A 22,754-nucleotide genomic window follows, 5' to 3' on the forward strand; every position below is an offset into this window, starting at 1 on the left:
CTCAGTTCTTGGGCATCGGCTTCATCTGGTAGTCGGTCGGCGGCGTGGCACCGAGCAGGTGTTGCACGAAGTAGTCCCAACGGCGGCGGCTGACATACGGGGTGAGCTCGCCATAGCCGTGCTTGGCATTGGGCAGCATCAGCATGTCGAAGGTCTTGTTGGCCTTGATCAGGGCATCGGCCACCAGCAGGGTGAGATACGGCGGCACGTTGTCGTCCAGGGTGCCGTGCACCAGCATCAGCTTGCCCTTGAGTTTGCTGGCGTGGGTGGCGTTGGCCTGGTCGTCGTAGTTGGAGCTGCCGTCCTTGTTGACGATGTGCTCGCCGTGATACTTCTCGGCCCAGTCGTCCTCGTAGCCGCGGTTGTCGTGGTTGCCGCTTTCCGACCAGGCCACCTTGAAGAAGTCCGGGTAGCGCAGCATCGCGGCGGTGGATGCATTGCCGCCGCCGGAGTGGCCCCAGATACCGACGCGGCCCAGGTCGATCCACGGATAGCGCTGGCCCAGTTCCTTGAGGCCGGCCACCTGGTCGGGCAGGGTGTTGTCGCCCATGTTGGCGTACCAGGTGTCGTGGAAGGTCTTGGAGCGCCACGGTGTGCCCATGCCGTCGATGGCGACCACGATGAAGCCCAGCTCCGCCAGCGATTGATTGTCGCCATGGCCGGCAAGGAAACTGCGGCCGCGGACCGAGCCGGTTTGCGGGCCGGGATAGACGTAATCGATGATCGGGTACTTGCGCGCCGGGTCGAAGTTGCTGGGCTTGAACATCAGGCCATACAGCGTGGTCTTGCCATCGCGCGCCTTGACCGTGATCGGCTCCGGCGGCACCCAGCCGGCCGCCTTGAGGCGGCTGATGTCGGCAGTGGCAATGGTGCTGACCTTGCGTCCGTCGCCGGCATCGCGCAGCAGCGTGACCGGTGGCGTGACCGAGGTGGAATAGGTATCGACAAAGCGGGCGCCATCGGGCGCCAGCGCAATGCTGTGATCGGCGACTTCTGGCGTGAGCAGCTCCGGCTCACCACCGTCCAGGCTCACCTTCCACAGCTGCTGGTAGTACGGGTCCACGCCGGGGCTGCGGCCGACGCCGACAAACCAGGCAGTGCGCGTCAGCGGGTCCACGCGCAGCAACTCGGTCACGTTGCCCTCGCCGCTGGTGATCGCGCGCTTGGGCTTGCCGGTGGCCAGGTCGTAGAGATACAGCTGGCCCCAATCGCTGCGCTCGGAAAACCACACCGCCTCGTTGCTGCCGGGCAGGTACGCCCAGTTCGCGGCGACCTGGCCGCTTTCGTAATAGGTCTTGGCGGTTTCGTCGAAGGCGGTGCGCACTTCGCCGGTGGCGACATCGGCAATGCGCAACCAGGCCTGCTTGTGGAAGCGCGAGGTGGACACGAAGGCCAGCGTCTTGCCGTCCGGCGCCCACTTCACATCGTCCCACAGGCCCGGCGAGCAGCTGACGTCATCGCACAGGGTGGAGCGGTGCTGGTCGGGCGGCAGTTTCAGCCGCAGCACGCTGCGCGTGGGTACGTCGATGACCACGCGCTCGATCATGGTCACGTCCTTGTCGCCGGCCAGCGGGTATTTCCACGACTGCAGTTCCGGATGCCCGAGCTTGGTGCTGACCAGGTACATGTCGCCGGTCTTGCGCTGGTCCTGCTGGAAGGTGGCGATCTTGCGCGAGTCCGGCGACCACGCAACGATGGCGTTGTCGCTGTGCTGCCAGCCGGCGTTGTCGGTGGCATAGCCGAAGTTTTCCACGCCGTCGCGGGTGAGCTGGGTCTCCTGGCCGCTGGCGAGATCGCGCACCCACAGGTTCCAGTTGCGAATGAAGGCTTCGCTGCGCTTGTCCGGCGACAGCACGCCCGGTTCGGCCTTGTCCTTTGCATACAGCTTGCTGCAGCGCGCACGCGCATCGCAGACCACGGCGGTGTCGCGCACGTTGAGGCGGTAGCGGCCATCGGCGGTACGCTTGACCGCTGGGGCGAAGGTGTCGGCCTTGAGCGGCTTGTCGCCGGTCTTGAGCAGCGTATTGAGCGAGGCGACCAGCGCAGACTGCTTGAAGATCGGCGCGCTCTTGCCGGTGGCGGTGTCCAGCTGCAGCAGCTGATTGCCCTTGGCATCGTGGTCGACATAGACCACGTGGGTGGCGTCCAGCCAGTCGATGCGGGTGGCTTGGTGATCGACCAACGGTTGCGCCAGATAGCTGGTGAGGCGCTCGGCGCGGGCGTAGTCGGCCTCGGTGACGGCAGGCGTCTGTGCGCTGGCGAGTGCCGGCAGGGTGGCCAGGGCGATGGCGGCGAACAGCTGCCGCAACAGCAACGGGGTGGGCATGAAAGACTCTCCGGGACGAAAGGAGCGCGCAACGCGGTCGGTGCGACCGTCCGATGCTACCGGCCATGAGGGCCGGGTGCCTCTGCCAGAAGTCGTGCTCGCGCCATTGTCGACTGGGGCGGACCGCACGCGTTTCGGCGGCCGACGCGGGGCGGGCCTGTGATGGAGCGGTTGCCAAGCGCATCGGCCGGACCGGCACCGCCACAGCGTGACCGATGAGGTTCGTCGAGCGCGATGCCCATCGAGGGAGATCACACCCGTGGACCGCACGCACACCGGTGATCGGCCAACCACTGACTGCGGGAATGTCCCGGCATGAACTACGCTTCCCGGCGTCCACACAGGCCATTGGGCACGATTTGGATTTATTGAACGCACGCAACGTTGACTGGAGGCCGTCTGATGTCATGGTTCCGCCGCTTGGCACTGTCCCCCTTTATCAAGGCACACCCGCCGTGCAAGACGCAGCCTGCCCCGGCGGACCTGATTGCCGCCTATGCGCCGGTGCTGCCTGCCAGCCTGCTTGAACTCTGGCGCCAAAAAGGACTGGGGCACTATGGCGACATGCAACTCGCGCTGATCGACCCCCGGCAATGGCAACCGGTGCTGGATCGCTGGATCGTCTCGCCACCCGATGCGGTGCGGCGTATTCCGATCGCGCTCACCCCCTTCGGCGCGCTGCTGTACTACCGCAAGCTGACCGCCACCGACGAAGACGTGGCCTATCTGGATCCGGTCTCGAAAGCGACTGGCGATCTGACCTGGAACCTGGACGACTTCTTCAATCAGTCCCTGTGCGAGGCGGAATTCTGCGACTCCCTGATCCCATCGGCCCTGCTCGCCGCCGCGCGCAAAGAGTGCGGCGCACTGGCTGCGGGCGAGGTCTACGAGATCGATCAGATGATGTTTTCGATGCAGATGTTGCGAGTCGACAAGGTCGATGCGTTGGCGCTGCACACCCGGCTTCGCGATGCTGTCGACGGCCCTGCAACCGTTGCCGATGCACCTACGACCAATGGCGAGGCATTGCCCGCAGAGCAGCGCTCTATGTTCGAGGGCATCTTCAACGCGCCACAGTGCAGCAGCGACCTGCAGGGCGTGTACCTGTCGTCTTACATCGATTGGCATCGCATGCTGGCGATCGAGCCCAACGGGCAGTATCGCCTGCTGTTTTGGAAAATCGATCATCGCAGCCTTGCACGCACCGATGTGCGTGCGTATGCGGGCCGCTACGAGGTAACGCATACCGAGATTGGCGACGAACAGGTGACGCTCGATATTCGGTTGCGCAGCGACTCCAGTGGTAGCGATGCCAACGATGCGCAGCTGTTGGTCATGCGCTCGGGTACCGACATGTTCCTGCTGCGCGCCGACGAGCTGGCAGACATGGCAACGGCCATGGATGGCTCGAAAACGCTGGGCCGCAGCGAGTATTACTTTCGCAAGGTGAGGTTGGGCGATGCATTTGTCGAGGAGCCATCCGGTGGACGCGCTGCGCCCCCGCTTGCCGATCTTCCACGCGCGTTACAGCAACGGGTGACTGCCGAAGCGATCATCGCCACCATCACCCATGTGGACGACGTCGACCCCGACGCTGAAGACGACGGCGCCGGCACCGTCATGTGCACACTGGACCGAGGCCAGGACGATGGGCTGCGCATGAACATGCCGCTGCGCTCGCCGCCAGACACCGGGCGCGCCCTGTACGGCTGGGTCTGGGAGATGCACCCTGCCGCGTGTCGGGTCGGCATCAACTATCAACGCGGTAGCGATGGCAAGGTGGAACATGGCCCTGTTGTCGGCGATGTGTTGACCAGTCGCCTGAGCGGGGAATGAGATGGCGGTGCGCAGCGCAGGCAGTGCTCGCAGCGCGGCAAGCCAGTGGCTTACTTGCCCATGCAGCGCTTCCAGCGCTCGTTCACGCGTTGCGCGAACCAGGCGGTGGTGAGGGTGCGGGTGATCTTGGGGCTTTCCAGTGTGATGCCGGGCAGCACCGCGCGCGGCAGCGGCTTGCCGGCACTGCGCTCGGCCAGCGCGAAGACCTGGCGATACAGCGCGGTGGCTTCGAAATCGGCAGAGTTGCCGGCTTCCAGGGCGCGGCGTAGCTGCCGGTCGCTCATCGCCAGCTGGCTGCCCAGGGCGCGTGCGGCGCGTTCGGTGCCGCCGGGCGCATCCAGGCTGGCACCCGGTGTCAACAGGTCGCCGTCCAGGGTCAGCGCGATGCCGCTGGCCTTGCTCAGCGCCGCCTGGAAGGCGGCATTGCGGCTGGCGTACCAGCCGGCATTGAAGTCGGCAAAGCGGTACAGCAGTGCGTCGTAACTGGCCGGATACCCGAGCAGGTGCCTGGTGCCGAACCACAGCCCGCCGCGACGGCTGAACACCTCGTGGCGGATCGAGTCGCCGGGCGGATACGGGTAGCGCTCGGCATGCTGCTCGGCAAAGGTGATGCTGACCTGCATCGGCCCGGCGGTATGCACCGGGTTGAGCCCGTCGAACAGGCGCGCCCCCAGCGGCACGCTGCCGGTGAAGTCTTCGAAGATGCGGCTCAGCTCCTGCTCGGTGCGCGCGCTCGCGATGCGCGTGGCATAGCTGCGGCCGTCGGGCGAGTCGATGCGCAGGGCGGCATCGACCATGAAGCCGGGAATGTGATGCGCGCTGGCACGGCGGTCGATCTCGGCGCGCGAAATCTTGCCGAGATTGGGCACCACCGGATTGGCCTGGTAGGTCGACTCCTGCTCGGTCACCGCCAGCACCGCGCAGATGTGCTCGGCGCTGGTGTCCAGGCCCTGCGAGGACAGCGCCACGTAGACATCGTCGGCCCAGCCGTTGCGATCGCCCAGCGTGGCCGGCAGGCGCCGGGCGATGTCGGCCTTGACCGCGTCCGGGGAGCGCTGTGGCGCACGCGGCGCCTGGGTGGCGCAGGCCGACAGCAAGGCGACGGCGAGCAGCGTGAGCAGGCGGGGCAGGCGGGATGTCACGGCGTCTCCAGGATCCGGGGGGCGGCAGCAGCTGCCGTGCCGCAGTTTACGTGGCTGTCGCGGGGTGGTTGCATGCGGCAATGTGCGGCAGCCGCGACGGCGCGGGTCGCCCGCCGGGCCGCAGCGCTTGCCAAGGGGCATGGCCGCAGGCCGCTGTCATGCGATCTGCCGGCCGATTCAAGCCCGCTGCACGCAGGCCGCTAACGCTCTTGACGCATAGCGTGGCGATCACATGACCTGCCGTGTTCGCCGGTCATCATGACCGCGTGTTTTGCATCGAAGTGGCGTCCATCAGACGCCGATATCGCCCCGATTCCACCGCCAGCCAACCATGGGAGAGCTCGAGTGCCGCAGCAACCAGCAAACCCGATGCGGGCCGGGCGGCGTGTCTTGTGCACGGCAGCCATGCGGTGTGACTCATCGTCGCCGTGAGGTGTCGATGAGCAGTGCGACGCCACGCTGGCGGCGCATGGTCGTGGGGATGGCTGCAATGCTGTTCAGCGCGGCGCTGTGGGCGCAGCCGCAGCCGTGGAAGAGCATCGAGACCGCCGCGATCGACGACCCCAGGGCCGCCTTGCAGGCCGCCCAGGCTGCGTTCGAGCGTGCCCGCAGCGATGGCGACGCCGATGCGCAGTTCTGGGCCTCGCTGGCGCAGGCGCGGGCGCTGATTTCGCTGGAAGAGACCGAGCGCCGCCAGGCAGCCCTGGCCCAGGCGCATGCGCTGCTGGAACGGGTGCGCGGCAACGCGGCGCAGGCGCAGCTGTGGCTGGCGATCGTGCAGGCGCTCAGCGATGTGCGCGAGAGCCCCAACCGCGGCATGCTGGCGCGGCTGGAAGCGCTGCGTCAGCAGGCGCGCGCGCTGGGGCGCAACGATCTGCTGTGCGAGATCGAAGCGGTCGACATGTGGAGCATGCTCGCCTCCGGCAGCAGCGACGAGGCCTGGAACGCGGCGCAGGCCAGCTACCAGTGCGCGGTGCGCGAGCACAGCTTGAGCCTGGAGCTGGATGCCTTGACCCAGCTCGGCTCGCTGGCCAGCCGCGTGGGCGGCCGTTCGGCGGAAGACAACGATGCCGAGGACTATCTGCAGCGCGCCCTGGCGCGCCTGCGCGGCCAGCCGGCACGCTTCCAGCGCAGCCTGATCGAATACGAATACGGCACCTCGCTGGCAGCGCAGCAGCCGGACGCGTCGCTGCTGCATTTCAGGCGCGCGCTGGCGCTCAGCCGCGAGCTGGGCGATCAGGCTGGCGTGGCCGCGGCATTGACCAGCGCCAGCGAGGTGCTGATCGACGCCGGCGATGCCACCGCGGCACTGGCAATGGCGCGCGAGGCGCTGCCGTTGATGCAACACCAGGGCAATGTCGGCCGCGTGGCCGCCTGCCATGCGGTGTTGTTGCGGGCATTGACCGCGCTCAAGTCCGGCAGCCTCGGCATGGAGATCATCGCGGCCAGGGCAGCGGACGACCCCAATCTGCCGTTGGTGCGGCGCGCGCGACTGCTCGATGCCATTGCCCAGGCACTGGCAGCGGAGGGGCGGCATGCCGAGGCCTACCAGGAACTGCAGCGCGCCAACACGCTGCGTGCGCAGAGCCTGGATCGCCAGCGCGACACCGTGATGCTGCGCCTGCAGGCGCGTTATGAAGATGCACGCCGTGGCGCGGAAACCGCCGAGTTGCGCCGCCGCAGCGAGACCGCGCAACTGGCGTTGCAGGCCCGCGAAGCCGGTCAACGCGCCTTGTGGATTGCACTCTGCGCGGCCTGCCTGCTGTTGCTGGGCGCGCTGGTGGTGCTGGCCTTCGGTGCGCGCCACCGAAGGCAACTCTCGCGGCTGGCGATGCGCGACGAACTCACCGGCCTGCCCAATCGCCGCGCCATTCGCGCCGAGGCGCAGCAACAGGTCGAGCAGGCGGTGCGCTCGCAGGTCCCGTGCATGCTGGCATTGATCGATCTGGACCACTTCAAGCTGATCAACGACATGCATGGCCACGCCGCCGGCGATGCCGTGCTCAAGGCGCTTGCCAGCGCCTCCAGGTTGGCGCTGCGCACGCAGGATCGGCTGGGCCGGCTGGGCGGCGAAGAGTTCCTGCTGGTGCTGCCGGGCTGCAGCGCAGAGGAGATTCCGGCGGTGTTCGCACGGCTGCGCAACGCGGTGGCCGCGATCGAGATCGCCGGCCTGCCGGCCAATCAGCCGGTGCGCTTCTGCATGGGCGCGGTGAGCGTCACTGCGGGGAGCGGCCTGGATGTGCTGCTGGGGCAGGCCGATCTTGCGCTGTACGCCGCCAAGACCGCCGGGCGCGATCAATGGGCAGTGGTTTGACTGCTGCATGCGCGGCTGCGCGGCGCCGGCTGCGACATCTGCGCGGGGCTGCGGCACAATCGTGCGGTGGCGCAGCCACGTTGCCTTCCGTCGATTGAGCAAACCGAGACCGCGTGCGAACCGATAGCCGCCTTTCCCGCATGCTGCATGTGCTGTTGCACATGGCCAGAAGCCAGCAGCCGATAACCTCCGAGCAGATCGCCGGCATGCTGTCGACCAATGCGGTGGTGGTGCGTCGGACCATGGCCGGCTTGCGTGCTGCCGGCTACGTGCAGTCGAGCAAGGGCCACAACGGTGGCTGGCATATCGCGTGCGACCTGACCCAGGTGACATTGCTGGACGTGCACCGTGCAGTGGGCGGCCCGCATCTGTTTGCGATCGGCGCCGATCACCCCAACCCGCAATGTGGCGTGGAGCGCGTGGTCAACGCAGCCATCGCCGACGCGCTGGCCGAGGCACAAACCGTGTTGCTGCAGCGCCTGGGCACGGTGACGCTGGCAACGCTGGCGGACGAGTTCGATGCGCTGTGCACGGCAGCCGCGCTGCCTGCCGGTCCGCCGACAGGCAAACGCAGGCGCTGACGCACACCAGCTGTTGCATACGCCGTTGTACATGGCGTGCAGCCGGGATGGCGGACGCGCGGTGTGCCTGTGCTTGCAGTCCCATGCGGCGCGTACGCATGCGCTTTGCGGCAGCTGGTTGGCATCGATCGCAGACAGGGCGCGCTTAGCCAGGCGCGATCGCCAGGACGCTGTCGTTTTTCGGCATGGCGTGTATGTGCGCATCCGCGCAGCACCGCCACGCCGCACTGGCAAACAATGCATTCCTGCAGGTGACGACGCAAACCGCCGCCGATCACGGCGAGCGTGACAGCAGGCAGCGCATCAACCCTCGGCTCGCACACGCAACCCGTCAGCCATCAAGCAGGTAACCACGTCAGCACAGCGCGGTTGAATCGCCGGCCTTTTCATGTAACATCGAAAAGTACATAAAGCGGATTTCAACCGGGAGCGGACATGCAGCACGACGTGATCATCATTGGCGGCAGCTATGCCGGACTGTCGGCCGGGCTGCAGCTGGCGCGTGCACGGCGCGCGGTCCTGGTGATCGATAGCGGCCAGCGCCGCAATCGCTTTGCCACCACCTCGCACGGGTTTCTCAGCCGCGACGGTGCATCACCTGCGCAGATTGCCGAGACCGGACGCGCGCAGCTGCTGGCCTATCCGAGCGTGCAATGGGCCGACGGCCAGGTGATACAGCTACGCGGCGAGGCGGAAGCCTTCGAGGTGACGCTGGCCGATGGCTCCACGCATACCGCGCGTCGCCTTGTCCTGGCGATGGGGGTGGTCGATCGTCTGCCGCCGCTGGCCGGCCTGGCAGAACGCTGGGGCACGCAGGTGTTCGCCTGCCCGTACTGTCACGGCTATGAACTGGGCCAGGGACGCATCGGCGTGCTCGCCACCTCCGCCTTTGCGGTGCATCAGGCGGCCATGCTGCCGGACTGGGGTGCAACACAGCTGTTCTTGAACGACGCGGTGGTGCTGGACGAGGCGCAGCACGCGCAATTGCAGGCACGTGGCGTGCGCGTGGTAGGCGGCACAGTGGCGGCGCTGCAAGGCGATGGCGACGTGCTGGAGCTGGTGTTGCGCGATGGGCAGGTCTGCGCGCTGGATGGCTTGTTCATCACCACCCAGACCGAGCTCAGTGCCTTGGTCGCATCGCTGGGCTGCAGTACCAGCGAGGGGCCGCTGGGCCGTCATATCGCGGTGGATGCCATGCAGGCCACTTCGGTGCCGGGTATCGCTGCCTGCGGCGATGTGGCCAATCCGGCGGCATCGATCGCGTTTGCGGTTGCCAGCGGCGCAATGGCCGGCGTGGCAACGCATCGCTCGTTGATGTTCGGTCTGAGCAACTGAGCGGCGTGTTGCGATCAACCCTGCAGACCATGCCGGCCTGCAGGGGAGATCGCGGCTGCGCTGCTTACTGGCTGACTTCCTGCATCGCAATCTTGTGCTGCTTGGAGTACGCGCGCTGCGCGGTATTCAGCGCTTCCATATCGGTGTTGAGCTGGGCGGACACGGTTTCCAGATCCTTGGCCAACGGCGCCAGCTCGGCATTGCCGTAGCCGTTGGGCAGGGCGGCCACGCGTTCAAGCGCGGCCATCATTGCGTCGGCACTCTTGAGGTAGGCCGACAGCTTGCCGTCCAGGTCCTTGGCGTTGTCGGGCACGCCCGAGGCCACGGCGGTATTGGCCTGCGCGTTGGCGGCCAGTGCCTTGCGCTGGCTGCCCAGTGCGGTCTTGTAGCTGTCCAGCGGCTTGTGCGCGACGGCATCGGCCACCAGGCTCTGCCCGCGATCGCCCGATACCCACGGGTCGATGATGGTGACCGCGCCATTCCAGGCCGAAATGTTGTGTAGCAGGTAGTCGCTGGAGGAGAGCTTGGAGGCGCCGGTGGTGGTACCGCCACCGCAGGAGGCCAGCAGCAGACTGAGAGAGACAAGCAGGAAGGTGGTGAACGTCTTCAAAGCGAAAGATCCTTGGTACGAGGCCGTTGTTGCCAATGCATGGCGAAGACGGCAAAAACCCCAAGGAAGCGCCCGGACAATCCATGTTGCACTGTTGCTGGCCATCTTCCCTGAGACGAATGCAGCGTGGAGCATTCCATTCACTCTGAGCGAGTGCGCTGCGCCATCAGTATAGCGGCCGCGTGCAGCCGGCAGGTGCGTGTCATGCGCTCGTTGCGCGACCACCAGGTGCTGCATGCGTGCGATGGATGGCCTCGGCCGGTTGCGCTGCGCGTACACTGCGCCGCCACCATCGAACCGATGCCTGCGTGAAAAAGAAGCGGCCCAAATCACCGCCACCTGCGCCAGCTCCCGCGGCGTCCCGGATCCAGGAATGGATCATCGGCGGGGGAGCCGTTGTCGTGGCGATCGCCTGTTGCATGCGGCTGTGGCTGGTGCTCGAGGCGATCGTCACGGGGCGCTATATCAGCGTCATCCGCGGCCGGCCGACCAGAATCTTCTACGCGGATGCAGACCCGCAGCGGTTCTGGATCGCCGTCTGCTGGGATGCGTTGCTGACCAGTTTGCCGTTGGCGATCATCGCCTGGTTCACCTACGTTGCCTGGACGACGTACCGACGCGGCAGGCGATGACCTGCGCGGTGGTTGCACAGCATGCGCAACTGCGGTGCCGTGCTGTCGACGACGACGCGGCTGCGCAGGCGTGCGGCAAGCCGCTGTTGAGTACACGGTGTTGATCAGCCGTCGGGTCACAAGGCCGTGGCAACCGTTTGCGCCGATCGATGCCTGCGCATCATGTGGCCATCAGGGCTGTGTCTGCTTTTGCTTCTGCTTGCGTGATGGCGGCTGCGTCTCGCGCTTGGGCCAGGTGTCATAGCTGTAGACGAACTGCTTCTGATCGCCTCCCATGGTCGGGTCACAGTGCCAGGAAGTGGCGACGCTGCCGGGTTCCAGCACGCCATCGACTTCGCGCACGGCCTGCGCTTCGAACGCGCAGATCGCCCCGTACAGCTTGATATCCCAGTCCGGCGCAGAGGTGGTGTGGGCGTGTTGCACCAGCACGATGTCGCTGCCGTGGAAGTGGTGCACCTGTGCGCCGTATTCGCGATTGATGCTGAAGTAGCACGGTGCGCCGATGCCCAGCGGGAGCACTTCGTCATCGCGCAGGATTGCGCACTTGCCGGCGTGTTCGCCCAGGCGAATCGTACGCCCGGCAAGGACCGCGGTGGTCACCGGATGGCGGGTGGTGACTTCGGACATGGGCTGCGGCGGCGACGACGTCTGCGGCGCGGTCTGCGCGTGTGCGCCGGTCATCACCAACAGCGCGGCGAGCAACCAGGTCGGAAAGCGGATGCGCATGCAACGTCCTTGTCGTGGGCGCTGCAGTATCGCAGATCCGTTTGCTGGTCAGGCGTGGCTGGCACACCGGCTGCACTCCAGTCAGACGGAGGCGGCCAGCGCCCGGGTCGGCATCTGTCTGCTGCATTGCGGCTTGGCGTGCAGCGCCGACCTGCAGCTGGCCGCGACCGATCCGCGTGTTTTCAGTTGCCGCAAAAATCCTGCAATCAGCGCCGCGCCGGCAGCGTTGCCAGCACACCATCCAGCGCCAGTTGCGTGCTGAAGCCGGCCTTGCTCAGGCGTTTGCTCACTTCGTTGGGCACATCGCGCCCGCTGGTGAGCCGGTTGGGCGCGCCGGTGTAATGGAACAGGCGCCCGCCACGACGCAACACCCGCGCCAGCTGGTCGTAGAACAGCTGCGAATACAGCTCGCCGGCAATGCCGAAGCGCGGCGGGTCGTGCAGGATGGCATCGACCGAATCGTCTGCCAGCGTGGTGATGTGCTGCGAGATATCGGCGTGGGTCAGCTGCAGGCGTCCGCCGTAGGCGGCATCGTCCGGGTCCGGCGACCAGGGATTGAGCGTGCGCAACCACAGTACGTCGGCATTCTTTTCGAACGAGTGCAGCTGCGCCACCCCGGCCTCCAGGCAGCAGGCGGCGAAGTAGCCCAGCCCACCGCAGGTATCCAGCACGATCTTGCCGCGCGGGTCGACCAGCGCCACCTTGCGGCGCGCATCGTCGAACGGCGACAGCTGCGCCGACGGCAGCATCTTGATGCCATCGATCTCGAAGGTGGGCGCACCCCATTCGGTGGGAATGAGCTTGATCAGCGCACCGCTGAAACGCGAGATCGGGGCGAAATCATCACCGTCCCAGAAGTACAGCGTGCGCTCCTTGAACTTGCCCGGATACGGGTAGCCCCTGCCGCGCCACTGCCAGGTCTGCGCATCCAGCTGCGCGGTGCCGGTACTGCGGCCCAGGTCCAGCGAGCCGGTCCATTGGGTCAGACCACTGCCGCGCGCGGCAAGCAGCGCCTGGGCATCGGAGGAAATGAGTAGGGGGCCGGAGTAGTGGGGCACGAGTCGCTGGTCTGGGTGGGCACGCGTCACGCGCGTTGCGGGTGCAAGGGATGGACTGGCATCGTAACCGACCCCATCGCGCATGCGCATCCAGCGCACCGCCGGCACGATGGCGCAGCCGCGCAGCGGCGCTTATCTGCAGCGACGTGAGACGCCGGGTCGTCTGCAACGGTGTGCTGGTGGCGATGCAGCAGCGTCGTGCCCGGATGCATGCGCCGATTCCTCTGACGCACGCCGCACCGCATACTGCGCACTGCCCCCGTCGACATGTTGTCCGATTGGCGCCAACCGTGGAGGATCGGCAATGCTGAAGGGTGTGTTGTTGGGGTTTGCCTGTTATGCGGCCTATTCGATCAGCGATGCGTTCGTGAAGCTGCTGGAAGGCACGCTGCCGGTCTACGAAGTGCTGTTTCTCGGTGCACTGCTGATGCTTGTGGCCGTGCCATTTTTGAAGAAGCCGGACGATCGGTTGCGCGAACTGGTAATGGCCAAGCAACCCAGCCTGTGGCTGTTGCGTGCGCTCACCGGTGCCATCGGCAACCTGACCTCGGTGATTGCGTTCACCACCTTGCCGATGGCCGAGGCGTTTGCGCTGATCTTCCTGATGCCGATCTTCGTCACCGTGCTGTCGGTGGTGTTCCTCAAGGAAGAAGTGCACTGGCGGCGCTGGTCGGCGGTGATCGTCGGCTTCATCGGCGTGTTGATCGTGCTGCGCCCGGGCTTTCGCCATCTTACCCACGGGCATGTGGCCGCGATCGTATGCGGCCTGGTCGGTGCGATTTCGGTCATCACCCTGCGCATGGCCGGGCATAGCGAAAAACGCCTGACCTTGTACGGTGCCGGGGTGATCGGCCCGTTGGTGATGGGCGGGATCATGATGTTGCCGACCTTCGTCTGGCCCACGCTGTATCAGTGGGGGCTGTTGGCCGGCTACGGCCTGCTTGCCGGCCTGGCAGCGATCTGCCTGATGTATGCCACGCGCATGGCGCCGGTGAGCGTGGTTGCGCCAACGCAATACAGCCAGATGCTGTGGGCGATCGCCTTCGGCTACCTGCTGTTCCACGACCACCTGGACTGGCCGATGGCAGTCGGCATCGCACTGATTCTGGGCGCAGGCCTGTTCACGCTGATCCGCGAGGAGCAGGTGTCGCGGTGGTGGCGGCGGACCAAGATTGTTTGAGGGCGGGGATTGGGGAGTCGGGATTGGGGATTGGTAACGGCGTCAAAGCGTGTTGTCGCTGGTGTCACTTGCTTCTGCCAATCCCGAATCCCGACTCCCCAATCCCGGTTTTTACGGGGGCGCAGTGGATTCCTTGCGCGGTGCGCGCCAGGTTTCAACGATGCGCGCGTACTCGCCGCTGGCCTTGCTCAGGTGCAGCCACTGGTCGACGTACGCTTTCCAGGCCTGGTCGTTGCGCGGTAGCAGGAAGGCTTTTTCGCCGTATTGCAGCGGCTGCTCCGGTGCGATTGCGCACAGGCCGGGCAGGCGTGCCTGCTGGTGGAGCGCTTCGGAGGCGTCGGTGATCATCACGTCCGCGCGCTGCTGCAGCAGCTCCTGGAAGATGGTGGTGTTGTCGGCGAACAGGCGCAGGTGTGCGCGCGGCAATTGTTGGCGCGCGAAGGCCTCGTTGGTGCCGCCGGGCGGTTCGATCACGCGCACCTCGGGGCGATTGAGTTGCGCGAGGCTGCGGTAACGCGCCTGGTCGGCGCAGCGCACCAGCGGAATCTTGCCGTCCACATCCAGCACCGCACTGAAATTGGCCTGGCGTTGCCGTTGCAAGGTGACCGAAATGCCGCCGACCGCGATATCGCAGCGATCGGCGAGCAGGTCGGGCATCAGTTGCGGCCAGCTGGTGCGGACGAACGCCAAGCGCGCGTCCAGGCTGCCGGCCAGCGACTGCGCCAGGGCGATATCACTGCCCTCGAACTGCCCGTCGGCACGCAGCAACGAGTAGGGGCGATAGTCGCCGGTGGTGCAGACCCGCAGCACGCCGGATTGCAGCACCGCATCCAGGCGTGAGGCAGGCTCGGGCGCGGCTGCGTGCGCAAGGCCGCAGCTGAGCAGGAACGCAAGGCAGATGCGATGGCGCATGACGTGTTCTCGAAAAGATGCGGTCATGATAGTCGTGGCCGATGTGGTGTGGCCGACGTCAACGGCATGTCAGCACGATCCTGCCCGGGATCACGGTACGGTAGCGCTGCGATGCGCACTGTCGATGCTTCATTCGAACCGATCGGAGTCACCCCATGCAGCTCAATCCACGCACTGCGCGTCCGATGACCACCACCATTGCCGGGCTGTCGGCACACGGCACGCCCGATCCGGATACGAATGAAGACCAGATCCCGCTGGAAGAACAGACTCCGCAGCAGGGCGGTTTGCGCGAGGAGGTGGGCGATCTGGAAGAAGACGACGATCAGGCGTTGCCCGGCCGCGTCGGCGGCGGGCTCGCGGGTGGTTGATGCGGGTGGGTAAGAGCGGCTAACCGAGCAATTGGATTAGCCACCGGGTATGCGCGGCCGGCACTGAGATTCTTTCAGCACCGTCTGGAGGTTGCCAGGCCGGATGGTCGAGGGCGCAATGCCCTCGTCAAGGGAACTGCACATGCCCGGGTTCGAAGTACACCGGCTTGTTGCCGTCTTCGGGTAGCGCGGGGATCGTATCCAGGATGGCCTTGCCACGGATATCGGTGATGCGAATGGACAAGGGCTGGTTGCCGAGCTGCTCGCCGAGGAAGTGGTTGTAGTCCATCTTCTGCAGGCTCTTCCAGCTGCTGCCTTGTTTTACCTCAAACTTGACCACCGGGTAGGCGTGATTGCGTACCTGGATCGCGGCCCACCAGCGCGAGCTGCCTTCCTTGATGCGGTATTGCACGTTGCCGGTGGTGGGTGCGCGCACGATCTTCCAGCTGATCGGGATGCGCCCCTGCACGGTGTCGCCGATCGCAGCGAACGCGTTTGGCGATAGATCCAGGCCGCCCGATGCGCCCTCCGGATACAGGTCGGTGACGTAGACCACGGTCTTGCCCTTGGACCCGGTCACTTCCAGGTAGGCGCCAGCCAATGCGGCCCTGACCCCGCCGAAGTTCATCTGGATCGGGTTGAGCGCGGTGATGAAGGCATTGCTCGGAATCGGATCCAGCAAGACCGCACCGCCGGAATAGCCGGAGCTGGTGTAGGTCGCGGTGCCGGTGAAGGTACTGTTCCAGCCGGTGGCCTTGCTGGCATCCGCCGCAGCGGCGGTCTTTGCCGATGGCATGGCGGCGCTGGCGCTCGTCAGCCCCCAGGCCTGCTGCAGGACCTGCAGCTTGTCGGCACGCGGGTTGCCATCACTGGCGAGCAGGCCACCGTTGTTGGCATTGCCCACCTCCCAGCTGCCGAGCACGGCGCTGCGCATGCCGGTGTTGCTCAGATACCCGCTCAATGCGTGTTGCCATGCCCGGTCGCGTGGATCGCCATCGCCCAGGCCGCCGCCCAGGCTGACCGGCAGCACCGCGTGATCGGCCGAGAATTGTCCGAAATCGCGCTGCCAGCTCGCCGGCAGGCTGCGCGGAAAGTCGGCCGCTGCAAACGCGTCCGCCGCGTCGCGATCCGGCCCGGCCAGCTTCGGCATCAGCAGCAGATGTGCGAGCGGAATGCGCAGCGGCACGCAGGCGAGCGGCTGCAGATTGCTGCCGGCGGCCTTGCGTGCGGAATCGCTGCAGAGCGCGTCGTTGCCCACGCCTTCCACACCGATCACCCAGGCCGGCGCCTGCTTCAGCACTGCGGCCGCTGCCCGCGTAGCGATGCGGTTCCAGTCGGTGTCTGCCGTATTGCCCGCCCAGTTGGCATTGCGGTAGCCGCTGCTGCCCAGGTCGATCCCGAGCACGCCAGCGGTGCTGCCGTAGCGGCGCGCAAGCAGGCCCAGGCCATCCATCCAGGCGTCGTGCTGCGTACCCAACTGCGGCGCCGCGTCATCGCAAGCGCCATCGGCAAAGGCGAGCAGTACCTGCATGCCGCGTTGGGTGCTGGCGCGCACCACGGCATCGAGCAGTTGCAGGGACGTGAGGCCAGCCAGCGCGGGGTCGCCGGCCACCTCGGCGGCGGCTACCGGTCTGGCCTGCAGGGTTGCCGCGCAGATCGGCACGCGCACGGTATTGATGTCCGACGCCTGCATCTGATCCAGCAGTTGCTGCAGCGTATTGCTGCGCAGTCCGGTGGCCGCAAGCGCTGCGCGATCGAAGCCAGGCCAGGTCACGCCGCGCACCTGCAGCGCCTGGCCGCGCGCATCGGTGAGGTGTCCACGTGTGTCGACCTGCACGGCCAGTGCGGTCACGGGAGTCAGCAAGGCCAGGCCAAGCAGCAGATGAGCATGAGAGCGCATGGGAGTGTCCTGAGGGATGGCCCGCGCAGGAGACCAGCGATCGTCATCTGCGGTCCGTGCGCCGGGTCAAGGAAGCGGGCAGGAGTGTGGGAGCTGCGGCAGGCAAGCGGCCGCACTGGAATGGGGATCGCGGTTTGTGCGGGATGCCGCGCCGCGGTTGTCGGCGGTGTGTGCTGATGCATCGCCGGCCAGCGGCGACGATGCTGCGTTGCGCTGGTGACCGACGTAACGGCAGGCATGGCGCGGACGTGGTCGAAAGGCTGTGCTCGTGCGCTGGTAGTGCATGTGCATGTGCGTGTGTCGCGAGAGCACACAGCGCTGCAACGTGCAGGCGGCAGGCAGAGGGGGGCTGCTCCAGCGAGGCGTTGCGCGCGTTACCGACGGCTGCGCTTCCTCGATCAGGGCAGCCGCGAACGCGTGGATAAGCGGCGCACCACGATGGGGCAAGCCAATCACCCTTCGCCGGCGCACGCTGCGGCCTACCCGGCGCGGCAGCGCAAACCGCTGGTGCGCGCTGCCGCGATCTCGTATTTTTGACGGCTTGTTCACTTGCCGGTGCCGTGCCCCATGTCCGATCCGTCCGCGCCCGATCATCTGCAACGCAGTCTTTCCAATCGCCACCTGCAGCTGATCGCCATCGGTGGCGCGATCGGCACCGGGCTGTTCATGGGCTCGGGCAAGACCATCAGCCTGGCTGGCCCGTCGATCCTGTTCGTCTATCTGATCATCGGCGCGATGCTGTTCTTCGTGATGCGCGCGATGGGCGAGCTGCTGCTGTCCAACCTGGAGTACAAGTCCTTCATCGACTTCTCCACCGATCTGCTCGGGCCGTGGGCCGGGTTCTTCTGCGGGTGGACGTACTGGTTCTGCTGGATCATCACCGCCATCGCCGACGTCATCGCGATTGCCGCCTATGCGCAGTTCTGGTTTCCCGGCTTGGCGCCATGGATTCCGGCCATCCTGTGCGTGCTGTTGCTGCTGAGCCTGAACCTGGTGACGGTCAGGTTGTTCGGCGAGATGGAGTTCTGGTTTGCGCTGATCAAGATCATCGCCATCTGCGCCTTGATCCTCACCGGCGCCGGGCTGGTGGCCTGGGGCTTCCGCTCGCCGTCGGGCAATGTGGCCTCGTTGTCGAACCTGTGGAATGACGGCGGCATGTTCCCGATGGGCATTGGCGGCTTCTTTGCCGGGTTCCAGATCGCGGTGTTCGCCTTCGTCGGCATCGAGCTGGTCGGCACCACCGCCGCAGAAACTGCCGACCCACGCCGCAACCTGCCCAAGGCGATCAACTCGATCCCGGTGCGCATTTTGATTTTCTACGTGCTGGCGCTGATCGCGATCATGGCGGTGACGCCGTGGCGGCAGGTGGTGGCCGACAAGAGCCCGTTCGTGGAGCTGTTCGTGCTGGCCGGCGTGCCGGCGGCGGCGAGCCTGATCAACTTCGTGGTGCTGACCTCGGCCACCTCGTCGGCCAATAGCGGCATCTTCTCCACCAGCCGCATGCTCTACGGCCTGGCCGAGGAGCAGCACGCGCCCAAGGGCTTTGCCAAGCTCTCGCGTGCAGCGGTGCCGGCACGTGGCCTGCTGTTCTCCTGCCTGTGCCTGTTGCTGGGCGCTATGCTGGTGTACCTGATCCCCAACCTGGTCACTGCGTTCACGCTGGTCACCACCTTGTCGGCGGTGCTCTTCATGTTCGTGTGGTCGCTGATCCTGTGCGCCTACATCGCGTACCGGCGCAAGCGGCCCGAGCAGCACGCGGCCTCGGCGTTCAAGATGCCCGGTGGTGTGTTGATGTGCTACGTGTGCCTGGCGTTCTTCGCCTTCGTCATCGTGCTGCTGACCTTGCAGGCCGACACGCGCCAGGCCTTGCTGGCCAGCCCGGTGTGGTTCCTGATCCTGGCGATCGGCTATGCGGTGAAGCGGCAGCAGACGCGCAGCGGCTGAGCGCGCGTACCAGCCAAGACATCCACCGAAGACCTCATCAAGGCCCCGCACCGCGGGGCCTTGGCGTTTGTGGCTGCACGGCGCTGCGATAAAGGCCACTGGCAGCTAAGCGCGTTTTGCGCGCGACGTTGACGCGGATCGGACGGAACGGGATGCTCGCCGCCATCCATCGCCACGGCCCATCGCATGATCACGACGCACCCGATTGCCGGAACGCAGCACACGCAAGGTTGCTGGATCGACCTGTGCCAGGCCAGCGCGCAGGAACTGGCGCAGGCCGCAGACAAGGTGGGCTTTGCGCTGCCGGATCGCGCGGCCATCGGCGAGATCGAATTCTCCAGCCGGGTGCGGCGCCAGGGCGAGGTGCTGTTTCTCAACGTGCCGCGCTTTCAGGACGACGATGGCCCGACTGCGCCGCTGGGCTTTGCGTTGTCGCCGACCATGCTGGTGACCCTGCGCGAGCAGCACATGGGCTCGCTGGATGCGGTGGCCGCGCGTCTTGCGCATGAGCCCTGCCATAGCGCCGACGATCTGCTGCTGCGCATCTTCGACCAGTTGGTGGGGCGCCTGGCAGACCGGCTGGAATCGCTGGAAGCCGAGGTCACCGACACCACCCGGCAGGTGTTCGACAACCCGCACAAAACCAAGGGCCTGGAGCGCATGCTGCATCAGGTCGGGGGCATGGGCCGGCGTCTGGGTGGGCTGCACAATGCCGGGCAAGGCCTGCTGCGCCTGGTCACCTATCTGGATGGCGCCGCGCCGGACTGGTTTGGTGCCGATGCGGCCAAACGCATCGGCTTGCTGCACAAGGACCTGACCACCTTGAGCGAGTTCCAGCAGCACATGGACGACCGCATCGAGTTCCTGCTCGACAGCGTGCTGGGCATGATCAACATGGACCAGAACAACGTGATGAAGGTGATGGCGGTGGCCTCGGTGGTCGGCATTCCGCCCACCGTGCTGGTCGGCATCTGGGGCATGAACTTCGCCTACATGCCCGAGCTCAAGTGGCACGACGCGTATTACTGGGCGCTGGGCGTGATCGTGCTGAGCATGCTGGTGCCGCTGGCCTGGTTCCGTAAGCGCGGATGGGTGTGATGCATCAGAGCCAGAAACCCGTAGGAGCGCCCCTGGGCGCGATATGGCCTTATCGGGAAGGCCCTCGCGCCCAGGGGCGCTCCTACGAGGTGCCGTCAACGCAATCATCTGTTGCCTACGGTGGCATGACTACGCAATGCCAGGCTAGGGCAGCTCGGTAGCCGCGCAGCGCGCGGCAGACTGCAGGAAACCCGTAGGAGCGCACCAGGGCGCGATGCGGCGTTACCGGGAAGGCCCTCGCGCCCAGGGGCGCTCCTACGAGGAGCCGTCAGCGCAATCATTCGTTGCCTACGGTGGCGTGACTACGCAATGCCAGGCTAGGGCAGCTCGGTAGCCGCGCAGCGCGCGGCAGACTGCAGGAAACCCGTAGGAGCGCACCTGGGCGCGATATTGCGTTACCGGGAAGTCCCTCGCGCCCAGGGGGCGCTCCTACAGGGTGGGCTGGGATGCGCAGCTGTCACTGCGCACTGCGCCGTTACTGGAAAACTGCCCAGCTGCGTAGCGTGCAACCAGACGATGCGCATTGTTGATTGCTGCCGGGCGGCCTGGATCAGCCCTTGGCCTGGAAGCTGGCTTCTTCGTACGGCTGCACCACCACCCAGCCTTCGCCGGCAAAGCGCATCTGCAGGCTTTCGCCGGAGCCGCGGCCGAACAGGGTGCCGATCGACACGTCGGTGACCAGCTCCGGGGACAGCGTGCCCGACCAGGCCACGGTGGCATTGGGGTCGGTGAACACCGGGCCACTGGCGGCGGTGACCGGCAGGGTCAGCGGCTCGTAGTGCGATGTGATCGCCACGATGCCGTGGCCGCTCAGGCGCACGTTGAACAGGCCGCCGGACAGCATGCCGGCCACCTTACGCATCATCGTGATCTTGTGCTCGACGCCGGATTCGAACGCCAGTACGTCGTTGCCGTTGACGAAGATCGCCTCGCCATTCAAACGCAGCAAGGTCACCAGCTTGCCGAGGTCGGCCAGATACACCCGGCCCTGGCCTTCGGCCTTCATCAGCTGCATGCCTTCGCCGCTGACCGCCTTCTTCAGCAGGTTGCCCAGCCCCTGCTCTAGCAGCCCCTCGCGGGTGAACTTGACGTTGCCGGTGCGCGCGACCATGGCGCCGGCCTTGGACCACACCATGCCGTCGAGGCGCACTTCCAGCAGATGCGGGTTTTCCAGTTCGAACGGATCGAGGCTGACATCCTTTTCCTTGGAATGGGCGAGAAATTCGTTGAGCGTGCGTACGGCCATGGGTCCGTCCTGGAGGGTGAAAGAGTGCGCATGATACGCGGCAGGCTTGTATCTTCGAAGCGTACTGGTGTGCGCGTCGATGTTGCGGCGCACATGGCGCTCAGTCAGCGCGTCGCGCGCCATGACAGCTACAACCAGGCGACCCTCCATCAGGATCTATGCGTGGTGGCGAAGTGGTGCTGCAGCTTTTTGCAGCGTCATGGATGCGGGTTGGCATCGACGCACTGCACTGCGATGAAGAGATGACGCCGATACGCCACTGGTGCAGTGACTCTGTGCGCGCCACGTTCCGACGTATGCAATCCCAGCTGCGTTACACAGTTCGGCACGAAGGCACGTCGCAAATAAAACAACCGCTCGGCCTGCACCGTGCTTCTGAGATCGGCGTCGAATTCGCGGCATTGCTGCCGGGCTAGATTGCTCCTACAGAAAACGTCTTTACGTTGTTCAAGGAGTGGGGCGATGCGCGTTGTTAGTGGCAGTCGAATGGAAAGTAGCTGGTCTGGAATGTCGCTGCGTGGTGGCGCGATTGCGTCGCTGTTGTCCCTGGCCGCTGCTGCCACTGGCTTGCACAGCGCACCCGCGCAAGCGGCAGTGGGGCCGGGTGTGGTGAGCGGCGACACCATCGTGCACGACCCGTCGATGCTCAAGCTGAGCGATGGGCGTTACTACATCTATGCCACCACCGGCGTGGTCACCAGTACCGACCGCACCAAGTTCAGCAATGCGGGCGCGATCTTCAGCAGCATGCCGAGCTGGGTGCGCAGCTACAACCCGGACAACCAGCTGTGGGCGCCGGATGTGTCCTTCCACGGCGGCAAGTATCTGATGTATTACACCGCCTCCAAGTTCGCCACCAATACCTCGGCGATTGCGCTTGCCAGCAGCAGCACCGGCAAGCCTGGCTCGTGGAAGGATCAAGGCATCGTCTACACCTCCAAGAGCAGCGACGACTACAACGCCATCGACGGCAATCTGGTGGTGGATGGCAATGGCAAATGGTGGTTGGCGTTTGGCTCGTTCTGGTCGGGGATCAAGCTGATACAGCTCGATCCCGGCACTGGCAAGCAGCTGTCCGGCAACACGACGCGCTACAGCCTGGCGAGCCGGCCGTCCCCCGGCGCGGTGGAGGCGCCTTTCATCCAGCAGGCCAATGGCTGGTACTACCTGTTCGTGTCGTTCGATGCGTGCTGCAAGGGCGCCAGCAGCACCTACAAGATTGCGGTGGGACGTGCGCGCTCGGTGACCGGGCCGTACCTGGATCGCGCCGGGGTGGACATGCGCAACGGCGGCGGCACGGTGATCCAGTCCGGGTTGGGCAGCATGCATGGGCCAGGCGGGCAATCGGTGTTCCGCGATGGCGACGGCGACATCCTGGTCTACCACTACTACGACGACCGCGGCGACGCGCGCCTGGGCATCAACCGGCTGGGTTACGACGGCAGTGCGTGGCCGGTGGTGCAGTAGCAGCAACCAATCGAACACGTTGCTGCGCTATGCAATGGCGCAGCGATCAGGCGATGGGGGGTGTAGCGATCCGCCG

The 22,754-nt window shown here is 65.9% G+C and carries 19 protein-coding genes; 11 read left to right on the plus strand and 8 right to left on the minus strand.

All coding sequences use genetic code 11. The features are described from left to right. Position 1: 1 nt before the first annotated feature. The gene (locus ABQY64_RS03380) at positions 2-2,326 is read right to left on the minus strand and encodes a DPP IV N-terminal domain-containing protein (RefSeq protein ID WP_349779705.1); all 2,325 of its coding nucleotides are present in this window, start codon (positions 2,324-2,326) and stop codon (positions 2-4) included. Between the two features lie 402 nt (positions 2,327-2,728). On the opposite strand from ABQY64_RS03380, the gene ABQY64_RS03385 reads away from it, so the two are divergent. Next, positions 2,729-4,162: a GAD-like domain-containing protein gene (locus ABQY64_RS03385; protein WP_349779704.1), complete on the plus strand. Its 1,434-nt coding sequence runs from the start codon at positions 2,729-2,731 to the stop codon at positions 4,160-4,162. 50 nt (positions 4,163-4,212) lie between these two features. On the opposite strand, the gene ABQY64_RS03390 is transcribed toward ABQY64_RS03385, so the two are convergent. Next, entirely contained in the window at positions 4,213-5,304 is a 1,092-nt protein-coding gene (locus ABQY64_RS03390; protein WP_349779703.1) for a DUF1615 domain-containing protein, read from the minus strand. A 439-nt stretch (positions 5,305-5,743) separates the two neighbouring features. Here ABQY64_RS03390 and ABQY64_RS03395 point away from each other — a divergent pair, with 439 nt between their 5' ends. The 3 genes from ABQY64_RS03395 (at position 5,744) to ABQY64_RS03405 (ending at position 9,534) form a co-directional block, all read left to right on the plus strand. After that, a complete protein-coding gene (locus ABQY64_RS03395; protein WP_349779702.1) occupies positions 5,744-7,618 on the plus strand; it encodes a diguanylate cyclase in 1,875 nt (624 codons plus the stop codon). Between the two features lie 140 nt (positions 7,619-7,758). After that, positions 7,759-8,199 carry an Rrf2 family transcriptional regulator gene (locus tag ABQY64_RS03400; RefSeq protein ID WP_221235764.1) on the plus strand — a complete coding sequence of 147 codons (441 nt, stop codon included), beginning with the start codon at positions 7,759-7,761 and terminating at the stop codon, positions 8,197-8,199. A 435-nt stretch (positions 8,200-8,634) separates the two neighbouring features. After that, positions 8,635-9,534 carry an NAD(P)/FAD-dependent oxidoreductase gene (locus ABQY64_RS03405; RefSeq protein WP_349779701.1) on the plus strand — a complete coding sequence of 300 codons (900 nt, stop codon included), beginning with the start codon at positions 8,635-8,637 and terminating at the stop codon, positions 9,532-9,534. Positions 9,535-9,598: 64 nt separating this feature from the next. Here ABQY64_RS03405 and ABQY64_RS03410 read toward each other — a convergent pair whose 3' ends face one another. Continuing rightward, positions 9,599-10,144 carry a hypothetical protein gene (locus ABQY64_RS03410; RefSeq protein WP_039523297.1) on the minus strand — a complete coding sequence of 182 codons (546 nt, stop codon included), beginning with the start codon at positions 10,142-10,144 and terminating at the stop codon, positions 9,599-9,601. A 308-nt stretch (positions 10,145-10,452) separates the two neighbouring features. Here ABQY64_RS03410 and ABQY64_RS03415 point away from each other — a divergent pair, with 308 nt between their 5' ends. Then, positions 10,453-10,776 (plus strand): hypothetical protein, encoded by a 324-nt coding sequence (locus ABQY64_RS03415; protein WP_349779700.1) that lies wholly within the window; start codon positions 10,453-10,455, stop codon positions 10,774-10,776. Positions 10,777-10,947: 171 nt separating this feature from the next. Here ABQY64_RS03415 and ABQY64_RS03420 read toward each other — a convergent pair whose 3' ends face one another. Both ABQY64_RS03420 and ABQY64_RS03425 read right to left on the minus strand, forming a co-directional pair. Then, positions 10,948-11,502 (minus strand): hypothetical protein, encoded by a 555-nt coding sequence (locus tag ABQY64_RS03420; RefSeq protein WP_349779699.1) that lies wholly within the window; start codon positions 11,500-11,502, stop codon positions 10,948-10,950. A gap of 206 nt (positions 11,503-11,708) precedes the next feature. Beyond that, entirely contained in the window at positions 11,709-12,650 is a 942-nt protein-coding gene (locus ABQY64_RS03425; RefSeq protein ID WP_374151339.1) for an SAM-dependent methyltransferase, read from the minus strand. Between the two features lie 214 nt (positions 12,651-12,864). Between ABQY64_RS03425 and ABQY64_RS03430 the strand changes: the two genes are divergently transcribed. After that, entirely contained in the window at positions 12,865-13,740 is an 876-nt protein-coding gene (locus ABQY64_RS03430) for a DMT family transporter (RefSeq protein WP_016902964.1), read from the plus strand. Between the two features lie 111 nt (positions 13,741-13,851). Here the strand turns inward: ABQY64_RS03430 and ABQY64_RS03435 are convergent, their stop codons facing one another. Beyond that, entirely contained in the window at positions 13,852-14,652 is an 801-nt protein-coding gene (locus tag ABQY64_RS03435; RefSeq protein WP_349779698.1) for a transporter substrate-binding domain-containing protein, read from the minus strand. 155 nt (positions 14,653-14,807) lie between these two features. On the opposite strand from ABQY64_RS03435, the gene ABQY64_RS03440 reads away from it, so the two are divergent. Continuing rightward, positions 14,808-15,023: a hypothetical protein gene (locus ABQY64_RS03440; RefSeq protein ID WP_104601101.1), complete on the plus strand. Its 216-nt coding sequence runs from the start codon at positions 14,808-14,810 to the stop codon at positions 15,021-15,023. Positions 15,024-15,150: 127 nt separating this feature from the next. Here ABQY64_RS03440 and ABQY64_RS03445 read toward each other — a convergent pair whose 3' ends face one another. Continuing rightward, entirely contained in the window at positions 15,151-16,923 is a 1,773-nt protein-coding gene (locus ABQY64_RS03445) for an expansin EXLX1 family cellulose-binding protein (RefSeq protein WP_349779697.1), read from the minus strand. Positions 16,924-17,490: 567 nt separating this feature from the next. Between ABQY64_RS03445 and cycA the strand changes: the two genes are divergently transcribed. After that, a complete protein-coding gene (gene cycA, locus ABQY64_RS03450; RefSeq protein WP_039523314.1) occupies positions 17,491-18,867 on the plus strand; it encodes a D-serine/D-alanine/glycine transporter in 1,377 nt (458 codons plus the stop codon). 186 nt (positions 18,868-19,053) lie between these two features. Continuing rightward, positions 19,054-19,965 (plus strand): CorA family divalent cation transporter, encoded by a 912-nt coding sequence (locus tag ABQY64_RS03455; protein ID WP_349779696.1) that lies wholly within the window; start codon positions 19,054-19,056, stop codon positions 19,963-19,965. Positions 19,966-20,515: 550 nt separating this feature from the next. Here ABQY64_RS03455 and ABQY64_RS03460 read toward each other — a convergent pair. Next, positions 20,516-21,211: an AIM24 family protein gene (locus ABQY64_RS03460; RefSeq protein ID WP_024937806.1), complete on the minus strand. Its 696-nt coding sequence runs from the start codon at positions 21,209-21,211 to the stop codon at positions 20,516-20,518. Between the two features lie 173 nt (positions 21,212-21,384). Here ABQY64_RS03460 and ABQY64_RS03465 point away from each other — a divergent pair, with 173 nt between their 5' ends. Further along, a complete protein-coding gene (locus ABQY64_RS03465; protein ID WP_349779695.1) occupies positions 21,385-21,627 on the plus strand; it encodes a hypothetical protein in 243 nt (80 codons plus the stop codon). Positions 21,628-21,718: 91 nt separating this feature from the next. Further along, positions 21,719-22,678, plus strand: coding sequence for an arabinan endo-1,5-alpha-L-arabinosidase (locus ABQY64_RS03470; protein ID WP_024937804.1), 960 nt, complete (start codon positions 21,719-21,721; stop codon positions 22,676-22,678). The last annotated feature ends 76 nt before the right edge of the window (positions 22,679-22,754 follow it).

Source organism: Xanthomonas sp. WHRI 7065 (assembly GCF_040203115.2).
Lineage (GTDB): Bacteria > Pseudomonadota > Gammaproteobacteria > Xanthomonadales > Xanthomonadaceae > Xanthomonas > Xanthomonas arboricola.

Excerpts from the sequence above, each read along its gene's own strand:
- ABQY64_RS03455 (WP_349779696.1), top strand. The coding sequence starts at position 19,054 with ATGATCACGACGCACCCGATTGCCGGAACGCAGCACACGCAAGGTTGC.
- cycA (WP_039523314.1), top strand. The coding sequence starts at position 17,491 with ATGTCCGATCCGTCCGCGCCCGATCATCTGCAACGCAGTCTTTCCAAT.
- ABQY64_RS03420 (WP_349779699.1), bottom strand. The coding sequence starts at position 11,502 with ATGCGCATCCGCTTTCCGACCTGGTTGCTCGCCGCGCTGTTGGTGATG.
- ABQY64_RS03440 (WP_104601101.1), top strand. The coding sequence starts at position 14,808 with ATGCAGCTCAATCCACGCACTGCGCGTCCGATGACCACCACCATTGCC.
- ABQY64_RS03445 (WP_349779697.1), bottom strand. The coding sequence starts at position 16,923 with ATGCGCTCTCATGCTCATCTGCTGCTTGGCCTGGCCTTGCTGACTCCC.
- ABQY64_RS03460 (WP_024937806.1), bottom strand. The coding sequence starts at position 21,211 with ATGGCCGTACGCACGCTCAACGAATTTCTCGCCCATTCCAAGGAAAAG.
- ABQY64_RS03385 (WP_349779704.1), top strand. The coding sequence starts at position 2,729 with ATGTCATGGTTCCGCCGCTTGGCACTGTCCCCCTTTATCAAGGCACAC.
- ABQY64_RS03435 (WP_349779698.1), bottom strand. The coding sequence starts at position 14,652 with ATGCGCCATCGCATCTGCCTTGCGTTCCTGCTCAGCTGCGGCCTTGCG.
- ABQY64_RS03395 (WP_349779702.1), top strand. The coding sequence starts at position 5,744 with ATGAGCAGTGCGACGCCACGCTGGCGGCGCATGGTCGTGGGGATGGCT.
- ABQY64_RS03470 (WP_024937804.1), top strand. The coding sequence starts at position 21,719 with ATGTCGCTGCGTGGTGGCGCGATTGCGTCGCTGTTGTCCCTGGCCGCT.
- ABQY64_RS03425 (WP_374151339.1), bottom strand. The coding sequence starts at position 12,650 with ATGCGCATGCGCGATGGGGTCGGTTACGATGCCAGTCCATCCCTTGCA.
- ABQY64_RS03380 (WP_349779705.1), bottom strand. The coding sequence starts at position 2,326 with ATGCCCACCCCGTTGCTGTTGCGGCAGCTGTTCGCCGCCATCGCCCTG.
- ABQY64_RS03405 (WP_349779701.1), top strand. The coding sequence starts at position 8,635 with ATGCAGCACGACGTGATCATCATTGGCGGCAGCTATGCCGGACTGTCG.
- ABQY64_RS03400 (WP_221235764.1), top strand. The coding sequence starts at position 7,759 with ATGCTGCATGTGCTGTTGCACATGGCCAGAAGCCAGCAGCCGATAACC.
- ABQY64_RS03430 (WP_016902964.1), top strand. The coding sequence starts at position 12,865 with ATGCTGAAGGGTGTGTTGTTGGGGTTTGCCTGTTATGCGGCCTATTCG.